The organism is Rossellomorea sp. y25, assembly GCF_038049935.1.
Taxonomy (GTDB): Bacteria; Bacillota; Bacilli; order Bacillales; family Bacillaceae_B; genus Rossellomorea.
Genome location: NZ_CP145886.1, coordinates 3505835 through 3529302 on the forward strand (window position 1 = coordinate 3505835; position 23468 = coordinate 3529302).

Annotated in this window: 19 protein-coding genes and 1 other annotated feature; of the genes, 3 read left to right on the plus strand and 16 right to left on the minus strand. The window is 43.0% G+C overall.

Annotated features, from left to right (window positions below):
• Positions 1 to 105 precede the first annotated feature (105 nt).
• Positions 106 to 684, minus strand: a complete 579-nt coding sequence (locus tag AAEM60_RS17740; protein ID WP_299739213.1) for a GNAT family N-acetyltransferase — start codon at positions 682 to 684, stop codon at positions 106 to 108.
• A 286-nt stretch (positions 685 to 970) separates the two neighbouring features.
• On the opposite strand from AAEM60_RS17740, the gene AAEM60_RS17745 reads away from it, so the two are divergent.
• Both AAEM60_RS17745 and AAEM60_RS17750 read left to right on the plus strand, forming a co-directional pair.
• On the plus strand, positions 971 to 1717 hold the full coding sequence (locus tag AAEM60_RS17745) for a DUF2087 domain-containing protein (protein WP_299739215.1): 747 nt from the start codon (positions 971 to 973) through the stop codon (positions 1715 to 1717).
• A gap of 22 nt (positions 1718 to 1739) precedes the next feature.
• A complete protein-coding gene (locus AAEM60_RS17750; protein WP_341356808.1) occupies positions 1740 to 2090 on the plus strand; it encodes a GIY-YIG nuclease family protein in 351 nt (116 codons plus the stop codon).
• Between the two features lie 115 nt (positions 2091 to 2205).
• Here the strand turns inward: AAEM60_RS17750 and ileS are convergent, their stop codons facing one another.
• Complete coding sequence (gene ileS, locus AAEM60_RS17755) at positions 2206 to 5298, minus strand: isoleucine--tRNA ligase (RefSeq protein WP_341356809.1); 3093 nt, start codon at positions 5296 to 5298, stop codon at positions 2206 to 2208.
• A 50-nt stretch (positions 5299 to 5348) separates the two neighbouring features.
• Positions 5349 to 5604, minus strand: a binding site (T-box leader).
• A gap of 181 nt (positions 5605 to 5785) precedes the next feature.
• The gene (locus tag AAEM60_RS17760; protein WP_299739221.1) at positions 5786 to 6262 is read right to left on the minus strand and encodes an Lrp/AsnC family transcriptional regulator; all 477 of its coding nucleotides are present in this window, start codon (positions 6260 to 6262) and stop codon (positions 5786 to 5788) included.
• Between the two features lie 211 nt (positions 6263 to 6473).
• Here AAEM60_RS17760 and AAEM60_RS17765 point away from each other — a divergent pair, with 211 nt between their 5' ends.
• Entirely contained in the window at positions 6474 to 7415 is a 942-nt protein-coding gene (locus AAEM60_RS17765; protein ID WP_341356810.1) for a DMT family transporter, read from the plus strand.
• A 220-nt stretch (positions 7416 to 7635) separates the two neighbouring features.
• Here AAEM60_RS17765 and AAEM60_RS17770 read toward each other — a convergent pair whose 3' ends face one another.
• From AAEM60_RS17770 to AAEM60_RS17830, 13 genes are all read right to left on the minus strand, one after another.
• A complete protein-coding gene (locus tag AAEM60_RS17770) occupies positions 7636 to 8367 on the minus strand; it encodes a class I SAM-dependent methyltransferase (protein WP_299739224.1) in 732 nt (243 codons plus the stop codon).
• Positions 8368 to 8560: 193 nt separating this feature from the next.
• Positions 8561 to 8815, minus strand: coding sequence for a zinc ribbon domain-containing protein (locus AAEM60_RS17775; protein ID WP_341356811.1), 255 nt, complete (start codon positions 8813 to 8815; stop codon positions 8561 to 8563).
• Between the two features lie 25 nt (positions 8816 to 8840).
• Positions 8841 to 9467 (minus strand): hypothetical protein, encoded by a 627-nt coding sequence (locus tag AAEM60_RS17780; protein ID WP_341356812.1) that lies wholly within the window; start codon positions 9465 to 9467, stop codon positions 8841 to 8843.
• A gap of 79 nt (positions 9468 to 9546) precedes the next feature.
• Positions 9547 to 10047: a WYL domain-containing protein gene (locus AAEM60_RS17785; RefSeq protein WP_341356813.1), complete on the minus strand. Its 501-nt coding sequence runs from the start codon at positions 10045 to 10047 to the stop codon at positions 9547 to 9549.
• Positions 10048 to 10049: 2 nt separating this feature from the next.
• Positions 10050 to 10385, minus strand: coding sequence for a hypothetical protein (locus AAEM60_RS17790; protein ID WP_341356814.1), 336 nt, complete (start codon positions 10383 to 10385; stop codon positions 10050 to 10052).
• Positions 10327 to 10455, minus strand: coding sequence for an HTH domain-containing protein (locus AAEM60_RS17795; RefSeq protein ID WP_341356815.1), 129 nt, complete (start codon positions 10453 to 10455; stop codon positions 10327 to 10329). Before AAEM60_RS17795 ends, AAEM60_RS17790 begins: the two co-directional genes overlap by 59 nt.
• A 72-nt stretch (positions 10456 to 10527) precedes the next feature.
• A complete protein-coding gene (locus AAEM60_RS17800; protein ID WP_341356816.1) occupies positions 10528 to 11358 on the minus strand; it encodes a sugar nucleotide-binding protein in 831 nt (276 codons plus the stop codon).
• Positions 11359 to 11791: 433 nt separating this feature from the next.
• Positions 11792 to 12382, minus strand: coding sequence for a YdeI family protein (locus AAEM60_RS17805; RefSeq protein WP_341358015.1), 591 nt, complete (start codon positions 12380 to 12382; stop codon positions 11792 to 11794).
• 38 nt (positions 12383 to 12420) lie between these two features.
• Positions 12421 to 12792, minus strand: a complete 372-nt coding sequence (locus AAEM60_RS17810) for an iron chaperone (protein WP_341356817.1) — start codon at positions 12790 to 12792, stop codon at positions 12421 to 12423.
• Positions 12793 to 12885: 93 nt separating this feature from the next.
• The gene (locus tag AAEM60_RS17815) at positions 12886 to 13431 is read right to left on the minus strand and encodes a GNAT family N-acetyltransferase (protein WP_341356818.1); all 546 of its coding nucleotides are present in this window, start codon (positions 13429 to 13431) and stop codon (positions 12886 to 12888) included.
• A gap of 240 nt (positions 13432 to 13671) precedes the next feature.
• Positions 13672 to 17457 carry a S8 family serine peptidase gene (locus tag AAEM60_RS17820; RefSeq protein ID WP_341356819.1) on the minus strand — a complete coding sequence of 1262 codons (3786 nt, stop codon included), beginning with the start codon at positions 17455 to 17457 and terminating at the stop codon, positions 13672 to 13674.
• A 376-nt stretch (positions 17458 to 17833) separates the two neighbouring features.
• Positions 17834 to 21625, minus strand: a complete 3792-nt coding sequence (locus AAEM60_RS17825; RefSeq protein WP_341356820.1) for a S8 family serine peptidase — start codon at positions 21623 to 21625, stop codon at positions 17834 to 17836.
• Positions 21626 to 21899: 274 nt separating this feature from the next.
• Positions 21900 to 23144 carry a helix-turn-helix transcriptional regulator gene (locus AAEM60_RS17830; protein WP_299739244.1) on the minus strand — a complete coding sequence of 415 codons (1245 nt, stop codon included), beginning with the start codon at positions 23142 to 23144 and terminating at the stop codon, positions 21900 to 21902.
• Between the last annotated feature and the right edge of the window lie 324 nt (positions 23145 to 23468).

Here is a 23468-nt window from a genome sequence, read left to right on the forward strand (position 1 = left end):
GATTTCAATCTTATTTCTAACACAATTGAAAGACTTAGATTCTACTCTCATTATTCTCTCCTTAAACTACAGCAAAAATAAGCGTATCCTTCCATTCTGGATACCCTAAGATATCAATCCAAACGTGCCTCTTTTCCGCACAGTCTTGAATCCTATACGTTCATAAAGCTTTATGGCTCCGGGATTGTTTTGATTCACGTGAAGGGCGGCGGATTTCATTCCATCATGACGGAGGTCTTCTAAGCATTTGCAAATCAATACAGCAGCGACCCCTTTTCCCCGCCACTCCGGAATTACACCCACTTGAATGATATACCCGGTTGTATCAGTCTCCTGATCGGTCGCAATGAACCCTACCGCCTGGTCATTGACAGTCGCGATATAGGACCGTTCCGCTAGAAAATCAGAACCGGACGATATCCACTCCACCCACTTCTCCCTCGGCCATCCGGGAAAACCGGGTCGGTGCTTAAATGAAGCCTCGTAAACTTCATAAAATCGTTCTTTCAATGATGGTGACCAACTTTTGAAAATCAAAGGAAAAGGTGCTTCGATTTTGGGGAAATCAGTTAAGGAGTGTTCCATCACATATTCTTGGAATACCATCTTATAGCCCTTTTGTTGGTATTCCTGAATGATATCATCTGTTATGTTTTCACATTGAATGTTCGTCACGTCGTTCATCCATTTCGGCCTCCGTTCCATTCAATTTAGAGATTTTCATACCTTGATAATCTGAAGATACCACGCCCTTTGCATCAGGTCCACACTGTGATTGGATTTTTGGGTAAGTCTGCTGATTGATCTATTTGGAGACTGTGATCACCTAATACTCAAATGGATGAACATCACCATTTCATTTGACAAATAACAAACAATTTTATATTATGTTTATAAAATAACAAACATGTTTAAAATTTGTTTGTGTAATAATTTCGTTGAAGATAAAAAGAAAGGGGCGTGTTAAGGAATGGAGCTTTCCAACTTGTTTTGGAGTGCCTCTTTGGAAGAAATGAAAAGAGGTTTTATAGAAGAAGAAGATTCCTTTATTTGTCTTATGTGCGGAGAGATCATTGAAAAAGGCATGGTCTATCCTTACGAAGATAAATTTTACCTCGCTGAAAAATATATGGGCGTTCATATTGAACGTACGCACCTATCTGTATTCGATTATTTAATTGGAATGGATAAAAAGCTCACGGGTCTTACCGATCACCAAAAACGTTTATTGACCCTCTTTTATCAAGGGAAAAATGACAAAGAAATCAAGGAAGAATTGGATATCGGAAGTGCGTCCACTATCCGCCATCACCGGTTTGCATTAAAAGAAAAGGAGCGTCAGGCCAAGACTTTCCTGGCGATGATGGAATTGCTGAAAGAAAAAGACGATAATGCCCCGACGTTTGTCCCTGTTCATAAGACAGCCACCATGGTGGACGAACGGTACAATATTACACAGACCGAACAGGAGCAGATCGTGAAAAAGTACTTCTCTGACGGGGCATTGACGAAATTCCCCCCAAAGGAAAAGCAAAGGCTGGTCATTCTTCGTGAGATTTCGAAACAGTTGAAGAAAAACGATATGTACGATGAAAAGGAATTAAATCATGTATTAAAAGACATTTATGACGATTATGTGCTCATCAGAAGATATCTCATTGAATATGGGTTTATAGACCGTAAATCCGACGGAAGCAAGTACTGGTTAAAGAAGTAAAGAACGAACAGGAGGTCCTAACATGGATCGTAAAAGAGAGTTAAAACAACAATATAAAGAAACACCGATTGAAGCAGGTGTCTTTCAAATCGTAAATCAGCAAAACAATAAAATCTATATCGGAAGCACAAAAAACTTGAAGACCCTGAACGGAATCAAGTTCATGCTTGAAAACAATGGATTCACCACCAGCAAAGGGTTACAAACCGAATGGAACCAGTACGGGAAAGACGCTTTTGCATTCGAGCTGTTGGAAAAACTGAAAAAGAATGATGATCCATTTGTGACTGAAAAAGAAGCTCTGGAGGAGTTGGAGGAAAAGTGGTTGGAGAAACTGCAGCCGTATGGAGAACGAGGGTATAATCAGAAGTAGATAAGGCGATCACCATACAATACCTCAGACTTATTTATCTCTGAGCATTCACATCTCAAGACAAAATAAGGGCTTACCCAAATTCGGATAAGCCCTAAAACGGTTATGTGAATAATTACACTCCTACAAATATCCCTATGCTGTCACCATCAATCTCGACTGTCTTCATGCTTTCTAATTTCTCAAACGTCATGCTCTTGATCAAGAGACTGCCCTGCAGTAAATCTTCAAATTTCTCCACTACCTCTTTCATTGAATCATTGACATCCAGCACAAGGTGCACACGCTGTTCTACAGACAGGTTCAATTCTTTTCTATATTGCTGAACGGCTCGAACAAGCTCACGGGCCTTCCCTTCTTTACGCAGATCTTCTGTGATGGTCGTATCCAGGAAAACACTGAAAGTTGAGTTTGAAACCATTTCCAACCCTTGATGTGTCTTTTGATGAACGATGAGATCATCTTTCTCCACTGAAACCTTTTCTCCAGTTGGAGACTCAAAGTCAAGATAGCCTTGTTCTACAACCTTGCTTGCTTCTTCATGATCTAACGATTGTAAATGTTTCTGCACAAGGCCCACGAGCTTACCGAGTTTCGGACCTGCAGTCGGGAAGTTCAGCTTTAATTCATATTGCACGGAATCTCCTGCCTGGTCCTGCAATTGTACATTCTTTACATTGATTTCATCTTGAATGATGTATTCATACTTCCTAAGTAATTCTGTATCATTTTTTGCTCCCACTATCGTAAGCCTGGATAGAGGCTGCTTTGTTTTAATATTCGTCGTATTACGGGCAGATCGGGCAAGTTCGACTACTTGTAAGACGCGATCCATTTCCGTTTCCAATGCTGGATTGATGTCTTCCTGATTTACTTTAGGAAAATCAGCCAGATGGACGCTTTCATTGGTCAAGTTTATATGGATATCCTCTGCAATGAACGGAGTGAATGGTGCCAGCAATCGGCTTACACTGACTAATACTCGATTCAATGTATGAAACGCAGCCAGTTTATCTTCATTCAACCCTTCGCTCCAAAAGCGTTCACGTGATCTGCGGATATACCAATTACTCACCTGATCAACCAGGATGGATAATTCTCTTGCTCCTGCGGTAAAGTCATATTGATCTAAATGGTCCGTTACGTTTCTGATAACCGAATTCAGTCGTGATAACATCCACTGATCGAGTAGAGAAGGAGTTCCAGCCTCGTGTTTATGAGGTTCGAAACCATCAATCACTGCATACAGGGTGTAAAAGGAATGAACGTTATTCAGCGTGTCGACCAGCTTCGATTTAGCCTGGCCGACGACGTTTTCTGAAAAGCGTTTGTTGTTCCACGGGGCACTATCTGCAAGCAATGCCCATCTGAGAGCATCTGCCCCAAATTTCTCAACGAGATCCATTGGATTGATGACATTTCCTTTACTTTTAGACATTTTACGTCCGTCTTCATCCAGTATGTGTCCGAGTGACAATACGCGCTTATATGGGGCTTTCCCTGTGAAGAGGGAGGAAACCGTCAACAAGCTGTAGAACCAGCCCCTCGTCTGGTCCACCCCTTCGGCAATCACATCTGCAGGAAATTGCTGATGAAATAACTCTTTGTTTTCAAATGGATAATGATACTGTGCAAACGGCATCGAACCACTGTCAAACCAGACATCGATGACTTCTTTCGTCCTGTTCATTTCATGAGAACAGGACGGACACTCCACGATGACTTCATCGACATATGGTTTATGAAGTTCAAGATTGTCCCTCCAACCCCTTTTCGCATGTTCTTTCAGCTCCTGAACGCTTCCAGGGACGAACTGATAGTCACAGCCCCCGCAAACCCAGACGTTCAGCGGAGTCCCCCAGTAACGGTTCCTCCCCAGGTTCCAATCCACCATATTTTCAAGGAATTTCCCAAACCTTCCTTCTTTCATATGATCCGGATACCACTCGACGGATTGGTTGTTCTTTAAGATGGTCTCTTTTACGGCCGTTGTCTTGATGAACCAGCCTTCCATTGCGTAATAGAGAAGTGGTGAGTCACAGCGCCAGCAGTGTGGATAGCTGTGTTCATACTTCTCCTTGGAAAAGAGAAGGTGGCTATCCGCGAGCATTTTGATGATCTTCACGTCGCTGTCCTTTGTGAATTCTCCTTCTAGAGGCTTGAAATCTCTGGTGTAACAACCCTTCTCATCCACGATATTGACAAAATCCAATCCACTTTCTTTGATGGCATTGTAATCATCTTCACCGTGAGCGGGAGCCAGGTGAACAATCCCGGTTCCGCTGTCATCGGTCACAAACGATGCCGAAATCACTTCATGCCCGCGGTCGAGCGTGAGATTGTTGAACGGCGGCTGATACGAAACCCCTACAAATTCGCACCCTTTATGCTCACTGACCAACTCGAAGTCGTCTCCCAACACATCGTTCACAAGGTACTTTGCCAGGATATACGTCTCTTCACCCCGTTTGGCTTTCACGTAATCCACGTCTTCATGGACGGCGAGCGCCACATTGGCAGGTAGCGTCCAAGGTGTTGTCGTCCAGCCCAGAAAGTATTCATGCTCTTTCCCTTCCACCTTGAATTTAGCTGTCGCGGATAAATCTTTTACATCCTTATATCCTTGAGCTACCTCATGGGAACTGAGGGACGTTTGACAGCTCGGGCAATATGGGGTTACCCGATGCCCTTGATAGAGCAAACCTTTCTCATGGATCTTCGAAAGGATGTGCCAGACACTTTCGATATAATCATTTTGAAGGGTTACATAGGGATCATCCATATCCACCCAGTATCCGATTGCCTCCGTAAAGGTGCGCCACTGCCTCTCATAATCGAAAACACTCTTTTTACATTCTTCAATGAATTTCTCAACACCGTATTCCTCGATTTCTTGTTTACCGGACACGCCGATTTTCTTTTCGACGCCCAATTCCACCGGGAGACCGTGTGTGTCCCAGCCTGCCTTACGTTTGACTTGATATCCACGCATGGTCTGATACCTTGCGACAAAATCTTTGATCACACGCCCCAGGACGTGACCGGCATGTGGAAGCCCATTGGCAGTCGGAGGTCCTTCATAGAAGACGAACGACTTATGCCCTTCACGGTTTGTCACTGACTTTTCAAAAATATGATTCGAATTCCAGAAATCCTGGATCCGCTGCTCTCTTTCGACCGACTTTTCGTTTACATTCACCTTTTTCATGTCATCACCCTCTATTTTTTTGTAAATAAAAAAACCCGCCCCTAACCAATGTTAGGGACGAGTTATAACCCGCGATACCACCCTGATTCTATCCATAAACTCGATTTCAAGTTTACGTGACAGCACTCATGCAACGTACAATCATACGCGTTCCTTTTAACGGCGGAAACCCGTCAAAGCTTAAAGTACCTTCAGCTTTGCTTCTCGGAGAGGATATTCAATATGATCTGAACGTTGACTTCCACCAAATCGTCAACTCTCTGTAGAACAGATTCCATATCTACTCGTTCTCGTCATGGAATGTAAGTGATCTAATATATGTTAGAACAAATGTAAATGATACAGGTTAAATTTGTCAATCCTTACTATTATTATATGGCAATACATCATTCATTTATTCGCTCTTCTACACTAACAACTCAAGTGATTGTAAATGGCGAAGGTGAGATGGTCATCACTAATCCGTAAGATCTGAGGGTCACCCTCATTATCCCTGTATCGGCAACACCGTAGAATCCTTGATTTCCCTCAACGCCAAGCTCGTCTGAATCTTGGTGATCCCCATTTCATTCAGCCTTCTGATAAAGAGTTCCAATCCCTTGCGATCCTTGCATGCCACTTTTAAGAGGTAATCATATTCCCCGGTCAAGCAATGACATTCAAGGACTTCTTCCATTGATTCCAATGTCCCCTCAACAGCTTCCAGTTTTTCTGTACGATGTTCATTCGTGCTCATAAATACGAAGCATAACAAGTCAAATCCCAGTTTTTCATGGTTGAGAATGGCTACCTGCTTTTTGATATATCCTTCCATTTCCAACCGTTTGATCCTTGCGTGTACGGCGGGTGCTGATAAATTGACCCGCTTCGACAGTTCCAGATTACTGAGTTGCCCATCCTTTTGAAGCAAATCCAACAGCTTGAGATCCATTTGGTCCAAAACCCTGCTTACAATCGTCTCCATGCTCCATCCACCCTTTTCAATTGTTCCAAAAACCACTGATAAAACTATGTATATATGAATTTTTATAACCTAAAACCCTATTACACTTTCATATATTTCGATTAATAATCATTATACAATAAGTTCTTTTGTATTATCAGGAAAATGTTAAAATTATTCTTATAGACAATGTCATTGTGCACAATGGCTCTTCGAAAAGGGGCTGAATGACGTGAAATATTATTATCTGTTGTTACTGACAAGTCTTCTCTGGGGAGGCAATTTCATCGTGGGGAAAACCCTTGTGGAACATGCATCCCCGGGAACGTTGACCATATTAAGGTGGGCAATCGCCATCGTCTGTCTGTTCCCGATTGTCTGGTGGAAAGAAAAGAAGCTGGTTCCACCCATTCAATCGATCCTGCCCTTATTTTTCATGGGCCTGACGGGGGTAGCCCTTTTTCAGGCACTGCAATTCATGGCTTTGGAAAAGACATCTGCCACCAATGTGGGCCTGATCTCTACGTTAAATATGTTCTCCATTGCCGGGATCTCTTTTATTTTTCTGAAGGAAAAGATGAACGCATTTCAACTGTCATCCATGTTCATCTCACTCTTTGGCGTGTTGCTCGTCCTGTCCAAAGGGAAAGTGGAGATGGTCTATTCCTTGCAATTTAATGAAGGGGATCTCTATATGCTGGCTGCGGTTGTGATGTGGGGAATCTATTCCGTTTGCAGTAAGTGGGCAATGAAGACCGTCACTCCCATGATGTCCATTTTATACTCAGGACTATTTGGCCTTCTCATCCTTCTTCCTTTTAACCTTTCTACTTTCCTGGTGACAAATGTTGATGCCTCTTTCGTGCAGTCCATCTTATATACCGGCGTGATTTCCACGGTTGTATGCATGGTCTTATGGAATATCGGGGTGAATAACCTGGGGCCGAGTACTTCAGGATTGTTCTTGAACTTCAACCCTGTGTTCACAGCCTTATTGGCCTTTGTTTTTCTCGGGGAAAAGATGAATGGGCTACAAGCTGTCGGCAGTGTCATTGTTATAGCAGGATGTGTATTGTTCTCTCTTCTCAAGTCCAAGCCTGACATTCTGATCAAAGAAACCGGGATCAGAGTCCCTTCAAAGATGGTATCAAGTGAATCTGTCAAGACTTCATAGAAAGAAGTGGTATGGGGGTCCTTTTTGAGGTGCTTAAACCGATCTCCAAAGCTATAATGATATACTTATAGAGTTTGACAGCAAATATAAGCAAAGAAGACTCGTCAATTGACGAGTCTTCTTTGCTTAAAGGGAAGAAAGCTTGCATACCCTTCCGCTAGAAGATCCTTTAGGGGAAGGCGAAAATTGCCCCTACATTTTGTAAGAGTGATGATACGCATTACTTTTCTGCTGAGATGATCAAGAACATAGGTCTGCGGAGTTCATCTTTCATTTCAGGCACAGTTTCTAACATTTCGTTAGAGGGAACTGGTTCTTTCATTTTCCTTATATTAAAGCCTGCATTTAGTAAGTCATTGACATAAGTAGAAAATGTCCGGTGATATTTTACAACATTTTCGGTCAGGAACGTTGTTTCACGTATGCCTTCTAATTGGTAACGGTCAACCGGCCAATGTAAACGATTCCCTTGGTCATCACAATACCAATCTTGTTCCTTTCGGGAAGTGAACATTGGATGTTCAACTGAAAATATAAAAGAACCTCCCGGCTGTAAACTATCATAGATCTTTTTACAGATTGCTGCAAAGGACTCAATATAGTGAAAAGCCAATGAACTGATCACAACATCAAATTGGGAATCAGAAAAATCAATGTCTTCGATTGGCATCTTAATGTAAGAAATGAAAGGATCATTGGTCATTTCGCGGGCTTGCTGAAGCATGTTTTCAGATATATCCACTCCGATAACAGATTTTGCTTGCTGTTCCCGAGCATAGCGACAATGCCAGCCAAAACCGCATCCCAAATCAAGTACACTCTTATTTCGGAGTTCGGGTAAAAGCTCTTTTAATACGTGCCATTCTCCCGCACTTTCAAGACCTTTAACGGAACGTTCCATATTTTTATATTCAGAAAAAAAATTCACATCATCATACTTATTTTGCTTCATACTATTTCCAACTCCTGCTTAATTAGTTAGCCTCCAAAATTTAATACAAATCAAATTGAGGAGGCAATCTATATTCTTCTCACCATCTCTTTCACCTCGTTTAGTTACTCCAACTAAAAAGACAGCCGGTTATATTTAAACTCATCAGAGACGCTGCACCCTCTAACATCCTCTTTACATGAGTGTATAATGACTATTGCCACCTGTACAATTTATGAAGGTTTTTTACATACATCCCTGCCATAAACATCGGTAAACCCATTTCAATACACTTTTTCTTTACAAATTGCTTCATTTCTTCTACTGTGATGTCTTTTTGGGTGAATTCCCCTTCTTGATAACAATGCTTACAGTACATCGAACTTCTTTCTGAATTCTTCTCAGTACCGCGGTCTTCCATTTTCTTTAAGGGCATGGCACAACTCTGACATTTCTTATATTCTTTCATTTTATCACCTCACTATTTAACCTCATTACGCTTCCAAGGTTTTATAGATTTTTTTTACTCTTTTTAGTTGAGGGGCCGTTAAATAGGGTTCTCTTTTTCGTAACACATTCAGAAATCCCTCTCTATTTTCACCTGTAACAGCTACCATTGTGCTTTCAGAGTGCTGAGGCACTTCTTTTGTTCTACAATTCTCAAGGTGCTGGAGTAAGAATGGAAAAATCGCATCATTATTTTCCTTACTAACCGCCGCGAGCTTCGCAAGAGTTAGAACACCTTTATCAATGGTAATGACCGAACCCATTTTCATGGCACTCTTTATTGTGTGAAGGTGAGCCATGATCGTTTCTGAAGATTCCTCAGTAATTGTTGATAATGCTGTCATCGCACCCCATACTAAACGATTATTACGGCTTTTCATCAACTCTATAAAGGTCAGGGCATACTTACTTATCAGTTCTGGTTTAACCTGTCCGATTTCATACATTACTTTGATACAGTCATGTTGAACCTTTTTATCTTTGCTAGACAGACCTTCAATAACCTCTTCTATACCTGCATGATTTTCTTCATTAGCTAACGTGTGTGCCAGCTCAATATTTGGCTCTTCGTCATTTCTATTAAGCTGGGAAGCTAATTGATTCACTACTGACATGTTGATCCCTCCTATTTATTAGAATTGATTCATATTGATACCGTATCACACATAAGCCGACACCATTATGTCGTATTTCTTAATATTTATCATATATTTTCTTTGCTCTTTCTTTCATAATCTCCCTAATATGTACTGGCTCAAGAACTTCTATTTCGGAGCCGAGACTTAAGATCATACGATAGACCCATTCATCTTCCGGGAATGATTCAGTCAGATAAACCCACCCGTCATCACCGAATTCTACAGAATCTAAATCGAAATAATCCTCCAACTCATTTAAAGCATGTTGAGTGAACTTTAGTGTGATTGTAACCATTTCACGATTGTGCCGGTAAAAGCTTTCATGTTCGCTTCGTTCTCTTTGCTCAATAGGTTTAGATGTACGTTTCATGTTTTGCATTCTTCCTAATTTAAACAACCGATATTCATTTCTTAGTTTACAAAAAGCATACACATACCATTTATTGATCTTTAGAATCAACGTAACAGGTTCAATTTCTCTTTCTGTATAGCTTCCATTAATATCAATATATTGAAAAGCAATGACTTTATTGGATTCAATCGATTGTTTGATCATATTTATTTTTTCTTTCCTTTTTTCAGTCGGTCCCCAGCCACCAAATCTAACCAAACGGGTGAAGTTTGATGAACGTTCCCATTTGACTTTATGGATGTCAGCTTTTCAATAATTTGTTTTAATTGTCTATCATCATAGGTTTTATAGACACCATTTAATGCAGTGAGCAGCAATTCATATTCTATATCGTTAAATAATCCTGTACTGATTTTGTATTCCTCAAGAATTCCATAGCCGCCGTTAGAACCTTTATATGAAACAATCGGAATACCCGCGAGGTTAATTGATTCGATATCCCTTTTGAATCGTCCGTACAGAGACCTCGAACTCTTCGGCAAGCTTTTTTGCCGTTATTCTATTGGTATTTAATAACTTGATGATAATCGCCAGTAATCGTTCTACTTTCATGTTCCATTGCTCCATTTAATTTATGATTATATTTTATTCTCAGGTCACAAAATTCTTATCCATTCTGATAATTCATCGTGAACCATCTGGACTAACTATATCGTTTATCATTTCCCTATTCGTCTTCAACAAACTTCTTGGAAGATCGTTTCGAATGCTCTTCAATCCAAAATGATATGTATCTGGTATATCTTGAAGCAAACGATAATGAAATTTTATTTCTTTGTCTGTAAGAGTGCTGACTAATTCTTTAATAAAGCGATCTTGAGACATCATATCGACTGCACCAAGGTGAAAAACTCCTGAAAGTTTATGGAGGATGATGTATTTCAACTGTTTTGCAAGGAATTCATCCGTTAGATGATTGCACTCCAGATTGCTGTATACATCGATCGAGTTATTCTCAATTCCACTTCTGACTTGATCCAACCTCGGAGACTTTTTCCCCCATATTTGCGGAATTCGTATCATAACCGCACGTTCCTTTAAAACTTCCTGCAACATATTTTCACACTCCATTTTGAACTGTCCATAAGGTGATTCAGCGTTAGGAGTGTCTTCTTCTGAATGATGCTTCGTGGAATCCCCATCAAACACATTTGCCGTTGAAAAATAATAGAGTACTCTTTCTGTGTTTTCGATTTCCAATGCCAGCTCCCTATGAAATTCAAGCTGTTGATCGAAATCACCTCTTAGACATGAAATGATGCTATCGGGTTTGATGGACTGAACGATTTCTTTCATCTTATCCATATCGCTGATTTCTAATTGAAATTGTTTTTCTTCTGGAAGATCTACCGGCCTGGTTGCATAGGTCCCAAATACATCAAAGGAATCTTTGCACTCTTCCACCAACGCCTTCCCCACTAATCCACTTGCGCCGAACACGAGCAGTTTCCTCATGTGAAATCCCTCCACTCTCAGAAATTGTATCCTCACTTTTCATATTCTACTAAACTCCTGTGAAAACCCTTTAAATGCCAATAAAAAAAACGCAATCTTATTAATTGCGTTTTCCTTGAGGACCGTCATCTTTTCAAATATAGGAACATAATCAGGAAGATGATTAGTCCAATAAATAAAAGATAGCCCATCCCCATGCTATACACGAAGTAAACCTTAACGTGAAGGATAATCCGAATGATATGAAACATAAGGATGCAAACGAGCGATAAAATGACGATGTTCACAAGCCTATCTCTATTTCTGTTTCGATACATAGAATCAGCCCCAATCCAGAGCTCAGTACAAGATGGAACTTGTACCATCAGTCTTTCTATATACCTATTTTGCTTTCGTCCTAATTATTCATGTGGGACGAGGGGACAGGTCCCTATTAATCATTCAATCCCTTACCATCAAGAATATGCTCCATATATTTTTCAATCCTTGATTCGCGGGTTTTGGATTGTTTGGCTTTAGAGAAATAAAGAATGTAGGCTCGTTGCCTTCCCGGGGTCAATTCTTCAAAAGCCGTCTTCAAGGCAGGGACTTCATCGAACTTGGTTTGAAGTTCTTCCGGGATGGTGTATTCTTCTGTCTTTTTTAATTCCACTTGCAAACCGGCCTTTTCCACTTCAATGGCTTCCTGGATATACGCTTTCAAGATTGGCTTCATTTCTATGATTTCTTGAACATTCGTGAACCGGATCTGGCGCGCTGCCTGCACATTCTCCGTTTGTTGGATGAGAATCCCGTCAGGGTCCTTTAATAAGGCCCCTTTGTGAAACAGAAGCGCACAATAGTCTTTAAATCCATGCATTAACACGATGTTTTTACCCTCTAGCGTGTAACAAGGATGCATCCACTTGATTTCTTCGTCCAGCTCCTCAAAGCCAAGAAGGATGCTTCTCAACCTCTCAAATTCTTCCTTCCAGGTCTTGGTTTTTTTTATAAATCCATCAACCTTACGATTCGGCTTTATCATCATGGAACACTCCTTCTTATTTGAACTCTAAGTGTTGTCTATTTCCGCCAAAATCCCGTGTATTCTGCTTTATCCTGAATATTATATGTAATCATATCCTCAAGCAATTTATAATCCACAGGGTCTTTCCATTTAATTCGAAATAAGCCCTTGGTGGCACTGTAGCCGGCTCGTTCAATTCCATCGGCAAAACGCGTCATGGTTACTTCCTCGGGTGCAACGCTTACATGTTGCTTCGCAGTGGAGATACCTATGATGTATGTCCCGTGATCAGTAAACATAGGGGTATTCCATTTCATCACTGGTTCCATTTGCGGGAATTTCTCCATGATCCACTTCAGGATTTCCTCCATTCGATTGCGATGGTCGGGATTATCGATACCTGCTAAATATGGTGCAAATACATCCATCTTGTTCCCTCCTACTTTAAAATGATGCCGTTCAGGATTAACCTTATCTGATTTCAACTATATATTTTACATACTGGATAGTCAAAATTGGCCCTATCTTCGCCTATGACTTCGTAAAACCGTGATAAAGCCATCCAGGATATCATGAGAAACCGAGAACCCTTTCCGCTGATAGAATTCCAACGCCTCTTGATTCCCATTCGATGTAAACACAAAATAATCTTCCACATCCTCGAATGTTTTCAACCAATCCATAGACATGGTAAAAAGCCTGGATCCCACACCGAATTGCCGATACCCCTCTTTAATATAAAATTGGGATAAACATCCTACATTCTCTTTCTTAACCGATGAAAGATCGAAAAACGTGGCAAAGTCATTTGAATACGATTCTTTAGGTGATATGTTGGAATACACATAGGCGACAATTTCGTCATGTTTATGAGAATCCTTCACCACCACTATGTAATTGTGTAACGCACTTTGGATCGATGGCAGCATCCTGGTATCAAAATTCATGCTGTCAAACCGTTCTGGAGTAATAATAGCCTTTAATTGTTGAAAGTCCATCAGTTCATTGCACAGGTCCCGACAGTATTCTGCCTTTTCTTCCGGAATCACTTCATATAATAGATTCATCGTCAAATCCCCCCTTTTTTTCGTTGAGTCAGAGGATATATAGCTACACCCTCTGGCAATCATGTCTGCTACACTAAGATATTACCTTCTCACAGAGAATCCGTCATGTATTATTTTCTCTGATTGTCTACTGTTTTCCTTTAAATATGTTGGCCATTCCATGACAAAAAGGCGAGCATAGGATCAACCTTACCCGCCTTTCTTTGTCTATTTGATTAACACCATAAAATGAGCTAACAACTACTTTAATCTGTACGCCTTAATGACTTCCTGCTTGATCGTATTGCCCGCATCGTCCCATGCACTTGCTCGTAGGGAGACGGATCCGCCCGGGTTATTCGGATGTTTGATATTGGCTTTCCACTGTGAACCTTCAGCTGACAAATCAACCGCTTTCCACGTTTGGCCTTCATCAAAGGAGATTTCCAGTGTAGCTCCCTCCACGTTTCCGGCACCCACAGCGTCTTCAATATGATCGGCTGATAGGGTCATTTGTGTCGTACTGTTGGCTTCTACTTGATTTGCCATGTCTGTTTTTACGTTGAAGTTAAGTTCCATGAGCGGTACTGTTGTTTCCTCTAACCCCTGATACTCTGACCAGAATGTCCACTCCGTATGGGTTCTTACAGATGTGTCATAACGTTCAGGGTTACGAGTGTTATCTGAAACGAGTCGATATTGGGTACGTTCGCTCGGATTATTATGACTTGTGGAGAGCCCTTGTCCTATTGCTTCCTTGATAAGGGTATCTCCCTGATAAAATTTTAAATTCTGATCATCAAGTGTATAGGGGTTCGAGCCAGCATGCCCTGCCTCGGAATCGCCCCAACCTGGTACGTTAAAGTAGAATCGGTTCCTTTCACGGAAAGGGGAGAAATATCCCTCTCCGAAAGATGGGCTTATCACTGCACCAAACCAGGTTTTATCTAAACGGTCACCTGCTTCATATGCCGTTAGCCCATCCCTCATTTCCCAAAAGTCTTCATCAGAACCTGTCATGGCAGCTTTTTGATACCATGAACTTCCTTCAGTCGTAGAGATCCATTCTTCCCTTTGATGAGGAAACTCAATTGGTTCCCACCTGAATTTGCGGTCTACCGTACGGTTTGGACGGAAATCAAAGCGCCATTCTTCTCCTGCAGCCTCCCGATCTGAATGATAGGAAGTGTCCACTTTAGCCAGTTCCTCCGGTTTCGGGGCATAAACCAGTGGTCCATCAGGGATAGAATCAGTGTAGACTGAAATCAAGTCATATGAATAAGGAGAGTTTGGAGCCCCTTTAACAGGCAGGACCAGATTTCCAGTACGTGAAGCTTCAATCAGTTCTTTCCCATCCACACTCGTTACAGATGTAACGGCAAGGGGAATTGGATCATAACTCTCATTTACATTCCTGTATGGCTCAACCAACTCTTGAGGTGCATCGTTGACTACGATGAGAAGCTTTGCTCCCGCTGCCATGGCTGCCTTCCCTCGATCATAGGACTCCACTTCATCACTACGCTCAATGACGACGGCTTTTCCTTTGGCATCAATACCTTCGTAATCCGATGCAGCCCCCTTACCAGCATATACCACTTGAAGGCTGTGATTTCCTTCTAAATGTGTCACGCCGATTTGAGGAAGATCATCGAGAACTTGGCCACGGAAATTCATCTCGATCACAGGTTTCACCAGGCGCCAGCGCGTAGTGAATTCCATTATGCCGTCTTCCACTTTCTCAACAGGTACTGCGTAAACGTTGTCATCGGTTGAAGGAAGGGTGAACTGCTGGCCGATCCTACCGTTTTCAAATTCACGTATGTAATCCATTCTTCTGTATACTTCTTCTGTTTCTTTCGGTGCTTTGGCGACAAGTTCATTCGCTTTTCTGCCATCAAGTTCAATCACCGCGTCTTCCTTTAATTCAAATTCTGGATCCCCGACAAAAGCCACACCTGAGTGGTCCGTATCAGCATCGACATCCATGAGGGAGGTGATGGAATAGGTGTCTGGAGAAAGTCTTAAATCTTCTTCACCATTGATTCTTACCAACTTCAATCCCTTTTGAGGTGAATAAATTTGAACGTACGCTTCATTCGGTGAGCCGTCCCGATCGATTGCCCGGATCGTCAGGTTATAACGTTCTTCTTCTTTCACAAGACTCATACTTGTATGTACAACCTTTTCACCCTGTGAACTTGCCGTGAGATGACCTTGGAAAGTTGATCCCGGCGGAGCCTTTTCTACATCCATTGACACTGTGACGGATGCTTCACCGTTAGCGGGTACTGTCACTTGATCTTCGGATAATGTCACCATCCCATCAGCGGCTGCATTTCCTTCTGTATCAGTGAACGTTGTTGACAGGTCCAATGAAACCGGCCCATCTCCATCATTTGTGTACGTCACTACCCGCTCAATGCTTTCGGTTTCATCATGTGGCCAGTCGAGAAATCCGAAATGAATGGAACCTGTTGCGGTTACATCACCCAATGCTGCCGGAATATCAAGTTGACCGGTTCCTACTTCGTAAGGCTTGTAATTCAATTTTTCCGTGGTACTCATCAGAGCTTCCTTCAACTGAGTTCCTTTCCAATCAGGATTCTGTTGTTTAAGGATTGCCGCGGCTCCCGCTACGTGAGGGGTTGCCATCGATGTACCGTTCTTGGAAGTGTAAAAACCTTCTCCATTACTCATGTATTGTGAGCGAGCCGCAACAATCCCGACCCCTGGTGCTGATACATCAGGCTTTAGACCTTTGTCACCGATTCGAGGGCCTCTTGAGGAAAATCCCGCCAGTTGATCTGTTTTGGTAACAGCTCCCACTGTCAGTGCGTGCTCGGCTGCCCCCGGCGAACCGATGGTGCTTTCACCGCCGCGGTTACCTGCTGCTACAACAAACAACGTACCCTTTTCTTCACTTAATTCATTCAACGCTTGTGACATCGGGTCGCTTCCATCGCTCGGTTCACGGCTGCCAAGGCTCATGTTGACAACATCGGCTCTTTCTGATGCCCATTCCATCCCATCAATGATCCAGGAGTTGAGACCGGTTCCATTATTCGCCAAGACTTTCCCGACAATCAAATCTGCTCCCGGAGCCACGCCTTTCATCTTTCCGTCAGAAGCGGCACCTGTCCCCAAAACGGTTGAAGCCACATGGGTTCCATGGGAGTTGTAATCCAGAATATCTTCACCCTGAACGAAGCTTTTACTCTCCTTTAACTTTCCTTCAAAGTCCGGGTGATCTGGATCGATTCCTGAATCAAGTACTGCGACGGTCGTCCCGCTCCCATCCAAGCCTGAATCCCAGGCTTTGGGAGCCCCGATTTGGGAAACACTCTGATCAAGTGTCGCTTCCACTTTTCCATCGAGCCAGATCTTCTCGATCCCTTGTTCCAATTCAATCTCTACTGTACTTTCTTTCATTTCTTGCTCGTCTACTTCATCTGTCACCGAGTCCCAGAATTTCTTTGCCTGTGACTTTTCAGCCGAAACAGCTGCACCACGGATACTTTCCAGGACATGGGTGACCTTTGAACCTTCCGGGGCTTTTGGTGTGCTTGAAACAGCACGGGCCATGGACTCTTTGTATTGAACAATCATCGGAACGGTCGCGTTTTCTCCATCTGCATACCCGTTATCAATCAATTCCGTGATGTTGAATAGATCCTGATCGAGCTTGTCCGCTGCTAGAAATGGCATGGCGTCTTCCGGAATAACGAACGTTTCATCATCCACCGTAATGATACGGGTGCGGTCCTCCACCCCATCTGCCGGTTCCACCTCGATTATGCTTTTCCCTTCTCCGATTTCCGTTACCGTAACCACATCACCTGTAATCAGTGTGATCTTATGGGTTCCTTGTATGGAATTGGAAACAACACTATGCTCCTCCGACTTGATAAGGGAGTTTAACGCGTCTTCTCTATCATTCATAACGTTTATCGGAGACTGTGCCCCCGCTCCTATTCCGGGAGATACAAGTAAAAGCGCCGATAAAGCGAGTCCGATCGGCTTTGGCAACTTACTTTTCGTATTCATATTCTTTCCTCCTTACGAGATTAGTAGAATTCTACTTTGTTTGGCACTATTATTATTTTAGGTAATATTCAGATGATTGACTATCGGGGTTTTTGAGGTGGATCTGTCCCGAAACATCAAGCTTTAGAATCGAATATCGTATGAAATCCACACAGGGAATCAGGCCCTTTTTCCTATAAGTAATAAAATTCCAGGGGGTTTTGGAAGTTTGAAGATTAGGAGACGATGAATAAATGGGTGAGTTTAATAGCGAGGAGACGTCAGCAGCCTTTGAGAGAACCATTCCATATCATACCCTATTCCAATTGCATCTTGATCTGAGCTCTTAAACATAAAAATAACGTGCAGACATCAACCTATCTGCACGTTTCATATGCTATTTCAATTCATAAGCCTTGATGATCTCTTGTTTAACCGAGTTACCGGCATCATCCCACGCGCTTGCACGCAGAGAAACAGAGCCATCCGGATCATTCGGGTGCTTGACTTTAGCTTTCCATTGGGCACCTTCTACAGAGAGGTCCACGTCTTTCCATGTTTGTCCCTCATTAAAAGAAACTTCCAGAGTTGCCCCCTCGATATTGCCTATCCCCACTGCATCTTCAATATGCTCTGCCGATAAGACCATTTCTATTGATCTGTTCGCTTCGACACGATTGGCGATGTCTGTCTTTATGTCATATCCAAGCTCTATAAGTGGTACAGTCGATTTGCCGGGTCCTTGGTACTCTGACCAGAACGTCCACTCGGTTTGGGCTTTTATTGACGTGCTCCACAGTTCCGGATCACGTACATTCTCAGAAATGAGACGGTACTTCGTTCGTTCAGTCGGATGGTTATGCATCCAAGAGAGCAATGCCTGCCCGTATTGTTCCTTAACCAACTTATCTTCCTGATAGAGCGTCAGTTTGGTATCCTTCATCGTATCCGATTCCATGAAGCCTGAATGCCCCGGTCCTGAATCTCCCCAGCCGGGAATATTCAAGTAGAAGATATTCCCCTGACGATAAGGATAGAAGATGCCCGGTCCAAATGCCGGACGGACTACCGAGCCAAACCAGTTATGTTCTAAGCGGTCGCCTGCATCGTAGTCCATCTGCTTGTCCCTCACCTCCCAATAGGAATCACCATTGTACATGCCTGTCTTTTGATACCACGTGCTTCCTTCAGTTGTAGAAACCCATTCTTCCCTGTCGTGAGGGAGTTTCACGGCAGCCCTTCCGAGTACGCGGTCAACCTTACGCACCGGACGGAAATCAAAACGGTGCTCCTCGCCCCATACTTCCCGGTCTGCATGATAATGAGTCTCCACTTTGGCCATTTCATCAGGTGTAGGTGCATATACCAACGTTTCATCCGGTATGGAATCGGTGTAGACTGAAATCAAATCGTATGAATAGGGAGATATCGGTGAACCTTCTAACGGAAGGACCAGGTTCCCTTTTTTCGCTGCTTCGATCAACTCTTCTCCATCCACACTTGTGACGGATGTAACGGCAAGCGGGATGTGCTCTTTGGATTCCTTCGTATCTAAATACATCTCTATCAACTCTTTAGGCGTATCATTCACCACGATGAGTAGTTTCGCCCCCGCTGCAATCGCTGCTTTAGCCCTTTCGAAAGGAGTGACGTCATCACTTCGCTCAATAACCACGGCTTTCCCACCAGCGTCGACTCCTTCGTAATCAGAAGCTGCCCCTTTTCCTGCATATACCACTTTCAGGTTGTGTTTGCCTTCCAGATGGATTACCCCTGCTTGAGGCAGATCTTCCAGTATACGGCCACGGAAGTTCATATCCAGAGTTGGTTTGAATAAACGCCAACGTGTGGAATACTCAAATGTGCCTTCCTTCACCCCTTCGATTGGAACGGCATATATTTTATCGTCCGTCACAGGGAGTGTCCATTGTTCTCCGACAATCCCTTTTTCAAACTGACGGATGTAGTCCATTCTCTTATAGATTTCTTCAGCTTTTTTAGGTGTTTTAACGATTACCTCATTCGCTTCCCGGGCATCCAGTTCAACAATCGAGTCTTGTTCCAACTCTAATTCCGGATTTCCTACAAATGCAACACCTGAGTGATCCGTTTCTACATCTACATCCATCATCGATGTGACGGAATAGGTATCCGGCGGAAGACGAAGTTCTTTTTCACCATCTACTCTGACAAAGTTGATTCCCAGGGTCGGCGAATATACCGTGACATAAGCCAGATTCGGTGAACCATCCCGATCGATCGCCCGGATCTTCATCGAATAAAGTTCCCTTTCTTTCACTAAACTCATGGAGGTATGGACAACAGATGAACCCTCGGATTCTGCATTGATATGACCTTGTAGGGTAGCCCCTGCTGCAGCCAGGTCCACGTCAGCTGTCACACTAATTGAAGCTGTTCCGTTAGCCGGGACAGTCACCTGACCCTGAGATAGCTGGATCAACCCATCAGGTGCAGCGTTGCCCTCTTTATCCCTGAAATCAGTGGTAAGATCTAATGTGATCGGTTCATCTCCATCATTCGTATACGTAACGATCCGTTCGACGCTTTCTTCCTCTTCGTGAGGCCAATCGAAGAATCCGAAGTGGATAGAACCTGTCGCACGGACTCCTCCTAATGAAGCCGGTATGTCGAGACGCCCCGTCCCTATCTCATAAGGCAGATAATTCAATTTCTTGGTTGTGCTCATAAGCGCTTCTTTTATGTCTTCCCCTGTCCAGTCAGGGTGCTTCTGCTTAAGAATGGCCGCTGCTCCGGCTACGTGAGGGGTTGCCATGGAAGTTCCGTTCTTCGTTGAATAGTAGCCTTGGCCACTTGAATAATGGGATCGCGCCGCAATAATCCCTACACCTGGAGCGGATAAATCTGGTTTTAACCCCTGATCTCCAATACGTGGCCCTTTTGAAGAAAAACTGGCAAGTCGATCTGTTTTGGATACTGCCCCGATCGTAAGCGCTTTATCGGCTGCCCCCGGAGATCCGATAGTGGCCGCACCTCCTGTATTGCCTGCCGCAACTACGAATAAAGTACCGGTTGCTTCTGTGATTTCGTTCAATGCTTGGGCCATTGGGTCCTTTCCATCACTTGGTTCATTACTTCCCAAACTCATATTGACAACATCTGCGTTTTCAGCTGCCCATTCCATTCCGTCAATGATCCAGGAGTTCAGTCCGGAGCCACTGTTACTCAACACTTTCCCCACGATCAGATCAGCTCCCGGGGCGACACCTTTCTTTTTACCATCGGAAGCTGCCCCTGTTCCCAATACAATTGAAGCGACATGTGTACCATGGGAATGATAATCAAGGATATCCTCTCCCGGAACGAAGCTCTTACTTTCCTTAATCTTTCCGGATACGTCCGGATGCTCGGGGTCGATTCCCGTATCAAGAACGGCGACGGTGGTCCCTGTCCCATCAAGCCCAAGATCCCATGCAATCGGAGCGCCGACCTGTGGAACGCTTTGCTCAAGTGCTGCTTCCACTTTTCCATCCAGCCAGATCTTCTCGATTCCTTGTTCCAATTCAATTTCTGCATGTGCATTTCCCGTTGCTTCTTCTGGATCCACTTCATCTGTCACCGCGTCCCAGAATTTCTTGGCTTGTGATTTCTCAGCCGATACAGCGGCACCCCGGATACTTTCCAGAACGCGCGTCCGTTTAGAGCCTTCAGGTGCCTTAGGTGTGCTTGTACTTGTAATGGCACGAACTTTGGACTCTTTATACTGAACGATCATCGGAACGGTTGCTTCGTTCCCGTCGGTATACCCGTTTTTCACCAGTTCCGTGATGTTGAACAGGTCCTGATCGAGCTTATCAGCTGCAACAAAAGGCATAGCCTCTTCCGGGATGACGAATGTTTCATCATCTACCGTGATGATGCGTGCCTTGTCTTCGATCCCGTTAGCGGGTTTGACTTCAATCACACTTTTCCCTTCCCCTATTTCCGTTACCGTCACGACATCGCCGGTAATAAGTGTAATCTGATGCGTCCCCTGTACAGAAGATACAACGTTGTCCCCTTCACCTTTCATAAGTGCGCTCAATGCTTCTTCTTGTCCATTTAACACATTTTCCGGTATCTCCGCACATACATCACCGAAAGCCGGGGAGACAAGCATCGCAGCTGATAGAGCTATCGCTACCGATTTTGGAATTCTTCTTTTCTTCATCTCATTTCCTCCTGTAATGATAGATTACTAGATTCAATGCGCTCACCGGATGTATACGTTACGTTTATTGTAGGCAGTGCGCTGACAATTGCCTATCGGGGTTTTTCTTGTACTTTTTTCCCGTTTACCGGCTCAAATTCTTACGTCAATCACTTAAGAAGGAAGAAATTTTGGGACTATTTGATTAACATCGTGATTCTAAATTGGGTTTTTTTATCAAAATGAATGGCTCACTGAAGTAAAAAACCTCCCATCACTATGAGGGGAGGAACTCTTAAGCAAACACATCATACTGCTTTACAGGTTCTATGTACGACCGTGAAAAGGAATTGGCTTTTTCTATTTGACCTGTCTTCATAAAGTGATGGTAGAGCTGAATGTGGTAATACTCTTTAAGACGATGCATTCCATTGGTTGAGAAATAGGGATAGGCATAGTTTTCCAAATAGCCATAGTAATCGTCAGGTTGATCTAAAATCCTGAATCTATGAAGCTTGAATAAGTGCACATGCCGTTCATCCTGAAGTTCTTCAGCCAACCCCAATCCTGCCTCCACCTGTTCCAGCAGGATTCTCACAGATTTCTTTCCTGACTTGGATGCGGCATGGACATAGCCTTCCAATGACTCAAGATAGACGGAGCTCTGAGGATCTTTCAATCTCATGGACCGTTTATATAATTCCATTGCCTCCCCATAACGATGATGTGCAAGCTGATGATAGGCATAGTTATGGAGGATGAAGGAATGTTGATCATGCAGTCCTAACGTTTCTGTCATTTCAAGCATGGATCGATATACCTCTCCCTTATCCTCATTCAAATGATCATACTCCAATAATACCAGAATGAGCATTTTTGCATCGATGATCCGCACGAAATTATTCGTTTTCATAAAATATTCGAGACTCCTGCTTGCGTATTTATAGGCATAAATATGCTGCCTAAGAAAATGATGATTAAGGGCCAGGTGATAATAATATTCATGGTAAGGATAAGAGGACTCATCAATTTGTCTAAGAAGCACCATGGCAAGTTGATAATCCCTTTTGAATTGCATCAAGTAGATCGCCTTACTATGGAGCAGTAAATTAGCATCAAGGGAAGACAAATTCATTTCCTTCTCCATCTCCCTTAACATCAAGGGGACATCAGAAAAATGACCGATGAGCATGCTGTACCGTATATGTATAAGCTTGAAGGATTGTTGAAAGTCAGAGAGTTCCAACAACTCGATTTCCTCCAACTGCAGCTTAATGCGCTCAGCCTTTTTTTTCTGCCTCATTATAATGGCATTCATCCAATCATGGAGCATTGATTTAATAGAATAATAAGTCTCTATTTCTTTCTTTAGATCCACCTGTAACCGGTTTGCTAATAGGTTCAGGACTTCAATCGAATACTCTGTCAATCCTCTCTCAATCTTACTGACATGAGTACTTGAACAAATCCCAATACCAAGATCACGCTGGGTCATTTGTCTCTTTTCACGGTAGAAGCTGATGATTTTGCCTTCAATCATTGTGCTGGCACTCCTTTAGGTCACGTATATTGAATTTAGTTCAAGAGATTCTATAGAAAAAAGTTTATAACTTGTTTTTCCAATTTGCTATAGGGGTTTTTAATGGGACTAAAGGAGTGGTTGCATTTAAAACAGCACTATTTGGGGGGAGTCTTCGTCTTGCACTCCAGCCAACCTCTTAAACAGCTGGAATTACTTGTCCCGAAAATAAATATAAAACCCGAACAAACCTGGCTACTTTTAAACAGATTTGTTCGGGTTTTCCTTAGACCAAAACACTCTGGTCCCAGCCTTTTTCCGATTTACTATGGTGTTTCTTTATTC

Excerpts from the sequence above, each read along its gene's own strand:
- AAEM60_RS17740 (WP_299739213.1), bottom strand. The coding sequence starts at position 684 with ATGAACGACGTGACGAACATTCAATGTGAAAACATAACAGATGATATC.
- AAEM60_RS17745 (WP_299739215.1), top strand. The coding sequence starts at position 971 with ATGGAGCTTTCCAACTTGTTTTGGAGTGCCTCTTTGGAAGAAATGAAA.
- AAEM60_RS17750 (WP_341356808.1), top strand. The coding sequence starts at position 1,740 with ATGGATCGTAAAAGAGAGTTAAAACAACAATATAAAGAAACACCGATT.
- ileS (WP_341356809.1), bottom strand. The coding sequence starts at position 5,298 with ATGAAAAAGGTGAATGTAAACGAAAAGTCGGTCGAAAGAGAGCAGCGG.
- AAEM60_RS17760 (WP_299739221.1), bottom strand. The coding sequence starts at position 6,262 with ATGGAGACGATTGTAAGCAGGGTTTTGGACCAAATGGATCTCAAGCTG.
- AAEM60_RS17770 (WP_299739224.1), bottom strand. The coding sequence starts at position 8,367 with ATGAAGCAAAATAAGTATGATGATGTGAATTTTTTTTCTGAATATAAA.
- AAEM60_RS17775 (WP_341356811.1), bottom strand. The coding sequence starts at position 8,815 with ATGAAAGAATATAAGAAATGTCAGAGTTGTGCCATGCCCTTAAAGAAA.
- AAEM60_RS17780 (WP_341356812.1), bottom strand. The coding sequence starts at position 9,467 with ATGTCAGTAGTGAATCAATTAGCTTCCCAGCTTAATAGAAATGACGAA.
- AAEM60_RS17785 (WP_341356813.1), bottom strand. The coding sequence starts at position 10,047 with ATGATCAAACAATCGATTGAATCCAATAAAGTCATTGCTTTTCAATAT.
- AAEM60_RS17795 (WP_341356815.1), bottom strand. The coding sequence starts at position 10,455 with ATGAAAGTAGAACGATTACTGGCGATTATCATCAAGTTATTAAATACC.
- AAEM60_RS17800 (WP_341356816.1), bottom strand. The coding sequence starts at position 11,358 with ATGAGGAAACTGCTCGTGTTCGGCGCAAGTGGATTAGTGGGGAAGGCG.
- AAEM60_RS17805 (WP_341358015.1), bottom strand. The coding sequence starts at position 12,382 with ATGATAAAGCCGAATCGTAAGGTTGATGGATTTATAAAAAAAACCAAG.
- AAEM60_RS17810 (WP_341356817.1), bottom strand. The coding sequence starts at position 12,792 with ATGGATGTATTTGCACCATATTTAGCAGGTATCGATAATCCCGACCAT.
- AAEM60_RS17815 (WP_341356818.1), bottom strand. The coding sequence starts at position 13,431 with ATGAATCTATTATATGAAGTGATTCCGGAAGAAAAGGCAGAATACTGT.
- AAEM60_RS17820 (WP_341356819.1), bottom strand. The coding sequence starts at position 17,457 with ATGAATACGAAAAGTAAGTTGCCAAAGCCGATCGGACTCGCTTTATCG.
- AAEM60_RS17825 (WP_341356820.1), bottom strand. The coding sequence starts at position 21,625 with ATGAAGAAAAGAAGAATTCCAAAATCGGTAGCGATAGCTCTATCAGCT.
- AAEM60_RS17830 (WP_299739244.1), bottom strand. The coding sequence starts at position 23,144 with ATGATTGAAGGCAAAATCATCAGCTTCTACCGTGAAAAGAGACAAATG.